Source organism: Acinetobacter sp. YH12039 (assembly GCF_013420015.1).
GTDB lineage: Bacteria > Pseudomonadota > Gammaproteobacteria > Pseudomonadales > Moraxellaceae > Acinetobacter > Acinetobacter amyesii.
Window position 1 is genome coordinate 1 of the sequence record NZ_VOZA01000105.1, and the last position, 3,079, is coordinate 3,079.

Sequence of the window (3,079 nt, forward strand, 5' to 3'; positions counted from 1 at the left end):
GTTCAAATGGCTATTCTACGTTTGATTGGTTTTGGAAAAAAAGAAGAATTTAAGAAAGTGCTAGCAATTTTAAGAAAGAAAAAGCCTGATAGGACAAGGATCCTATGAAATTTGTCGTGTACAGAGAATTTCTTGAATCAATTGATTTGAATACGAAGACCCACTCATTTTGAGTGGGTTTTTTAATATTTAAAGTTACGTGCCTTAAAAATAGAAAAGTAGTGCTTTCATTCCTTACGCGTCACTCAGAACAGTGTGCTGCCTCGTTGTACTTCGTACAAAACAATGTTTTGTACTCGTTCATACTTTGGATCCAATCGAACAAAATCGTAAGCAAAGAAAAGAATTTATTTAATTATCTTTTGAGTTTTATGATACAAGGAACCCAATATTAGCGTGGGTTAGAATAATGATTTTATATAAATATGTGAGTTTTGAAGCTGCTTTAACGATTTTGAAAACAAAATCTCTAGGTTTTTCACATTTAGAAGATTTTAATGACCCATTTGAATGCACTGGTTTTGGTTTTTATGATTTGGATGTACCGACATCGGTAGCAGTAGGGCATTCCGAAATCAGTTTTCTAGAAAATATGTGATTTTAAGTTTGACTAGAACTGCTTTAAATCTACTCATCTGGCCACATTATGGGGATAGTTAAAAAAGGTGTCGTGATCGGAATAGACACATGCAAAGCAGGCCTTGAAGATGGTGATCAATTTATTATTCCTTCAACAAAAGGGGAGTTGAGATATTTAAAAACAGCGCCGAAGCAGGCCAATGTGGCAAGTGTTGAAAAATTAATGTCTGTAGGAAATTCAAATATTTTAAATTGGGATAATGAAGAAGTTTTAATAAAGCATGGTTTGCTTTATAAAATGCAGGAATGGGCATACGAAGAGGAAGTACGTATTGTAAAGAATATTAGCGATGCTCAATTCGGGTATCACTTTTCTACAAAAACACATGCATATATCAATGACCAACTTTGGCAAAGAGTCCCAATTGCAAACGCGTCCAATTTATACGTTAAAATTGCCTGAAGAAGCCTTTTTTGAAGTATATTTTGGGAAAAATGCATATATTGATCTTAGAAGAAAACAAGAGCTTGTGAAGCCAGTAATTGATCATAAGAGATCAGTGTGAATTGCTGAAAGATCTATGTGTTGAATCTAATATTAGTTTGAAATGCATTTCATTAGATTTGGAAACATGGTCTTTAAAAGTGAATCAAATTTAATTTGATGGTTTTGAGTCATGGGTGGTTTCAAAACTCCTATATTTGTGTCAGCTGAGTTGAATTTAGGTTGTGATAGAGTAGGCATTATTCATGCTGCATGGAGTGTGTAATTGCAATGAAAATATCAAAACTCTCTCTCTTACTCGCTCTTTGTCTACCTGTGGTGAGTTTTGCACAAGTTTCAGATATAGCACAGTCTGAGTTAAAGCCTTTACCTGATGTTCGGATATCCATGCAGCGGATGCTTCGCTCTACTGAAGGGCGTTATTTCTTAGATTTGTATGCTGGCATATGGAATCCGCACGGGACTTTGACTGATTTGCAAGAGCCCAAACAAATTAACTTTAAAGGGACTCAAAAAGCAGATTTTATTGACTTGAACTCAGTCAATGTTGTGACTGAACAAAATGCGGTAACAGCTTATCGATTGGCAGGAACATTGAATGCAAATACAGGATCGTTTAAAGCTGAACTGACTGAACAAACGGTACCACCATCTACAAGTTATTTACAGTTTGAACCTGCGTTTAAAGCTGCAGATAAACCTATCCTGCTGTTTAAGTTTTATGGGGTGCAATCCGCAGATCAGCCCTATGGCAAGTCTCTAAAGCGCGTAGATGTAATTAATAAATCAAATGGCAAAGTACTACAGTCATTACAAGGCTTTAATGTTTTTGGGAATAGTATCGGATTCTTAGATGTAAACTTTGATGGATACTATGATGTTGTACTTTCGGATACCTCTGATGGTCGAAAAATAGAAGATAAGCGATTTATTTATTGGATGTACAATCCTAAAACGAAAAATTTTCAACGCTCACCACAATTGGAAAAAATTGCTGGCTTCCCAAAATTAAAAGGAGAGTTGCAGCAGATCGACTTTGGATCAGGTCAAATCTTTCGAGTCGATCAAGGATTGCTTTATCCAGTCAGTGAGTAAGTTAAATTTTAAAAAGCCCCATAACTTGGGGCTTTTTTTATTTATAGAATTTTCTAAAGATGAATGTAGATACTTTTAAATGAGGTAGTCAGTATTTTGAATAAAAAATCAAAGTAAAAAGAGGGTTGAAAGAGAGGGACTGAATTTTAACATACATGATATTTCATGTAATAAATGAGATTCTAAAAATTTGAAAAACAAAAAACTGAAATTTAAAGAAAGAAAATATGATTTACAAAAGCTTAACATTGGAAACTAAGACGTGTTTCAAAACCTGTAATTTAATACAAAGGCTCAGTATTTGGTGACGTAATTCTTGTATTGCGTTTCAAAAGACATACCTGAAAGTAGTGATTATACATTCGAGATTCTATTTAAAAATAAAATTTAATCGGCCTTTACTATTAATATAGTTGAATATTCAAATATTATTGGTTTGTTTGAAAATTAATTTGAACTATTTCGCAAATATTTGGTGAAATATGTAACAGTCTATATTATTTTTAATATGGTTAAGGTTAATAAAAACAATTAGATATGTTATGCCTGAAAATAGGGATATGAAAAAAATCCCCAAAATTTGGGATAAAGAGGAAAATTAAATAAAAACATAAAAATTAAAAATATTTAATATATTACAAACACATAATTTAAATATTTGTAAAAAATAATATTACATGGATATTCGTGTGAAATTTCCATATTAGGTTCTTTTTTTCTCAACATGATTAAGAATGAGTCAGCACCTAGGGGAAGTGAAATTAATTGGATTTGGCTTTGTTGCACAAACCTATCTGTAAAGGCTTTTTCAGCAATATAATTTCAAAATGAATAAGCCTGCCTCTAAAATCTACCGTACAACCAATTGGTCATCCTATAACCGAGCCTTAATTAACCGAG

General features: G+C 32.8%; 3 protein-coding genes. All 3 read left to right on the forward strand.

The annotated features are described in order from the left end of the window. The first annotated feature begins 409 nt into the window (after positions 1-409). The 3 genes from FTT98_RS17525 (at position 410) to FTT98_RS17535 (ending at position 2,179) form a co-directional block, all read left to right on the forward strand. Positions 410-598: a hypothetical protein gene (locus FTT98_RS17525; protein WP_257220830.1), complete on the forward strand. Its 189-nt coding sequence runs from the start codon at positions 410-412 to the stop codon at positions 596-598. Positions 599-646: 48 nt separating this feature from the next. Next, a complete protein-coding gene (locus tag FTT98_RS17530) occupies positions 647-1,042 on the forward strand; it encodes a DUF2971 domain-containing protein (RefSeq protein ID WP_180042254.1) in 396 nt (131 codons plus the stop codon). A gap of 312 nt (positions 1,043-1,354) precedes the next feature. Beyond that, positions 1,355-2,179: a hypothetical protein gene (locus FTT98_RS17535; RefSeq protein WP_257220829.1), complete on the forward strand. Its 825-nt coding sequence runs from the start codon at positions 1,355-1,357 to the stop codon at positions 2,177-2,179. The last annotated feature ends 900 nt before the right edge of the window (positions 2,180-3,079 follow it).

Bases quoted from the DNA above. Each gene is read 5' to 3' on its own strand.
- FTT98_RS17535 (WP_257220829.1), top strand. From the start codon at position 1,355: ATGAAAATATCAAAACTCTCTCTCTTACTCGCTCTTTGTCTACCTGTG.
- FTT98_RS17530 (WP_180042254.1), top strand. From the start codon at position 647: ATGGGGATAGTTAAAAAAGGTGTCGTGATCGGAATAGACACATGCAAA.
- FTT98_RS17525 (WP_257220830.1), top strand. From the start codon at position 410: ATGATTTTATATAAATATGTGAGTTTTGAAGCTGCTTTAACGATTTTG.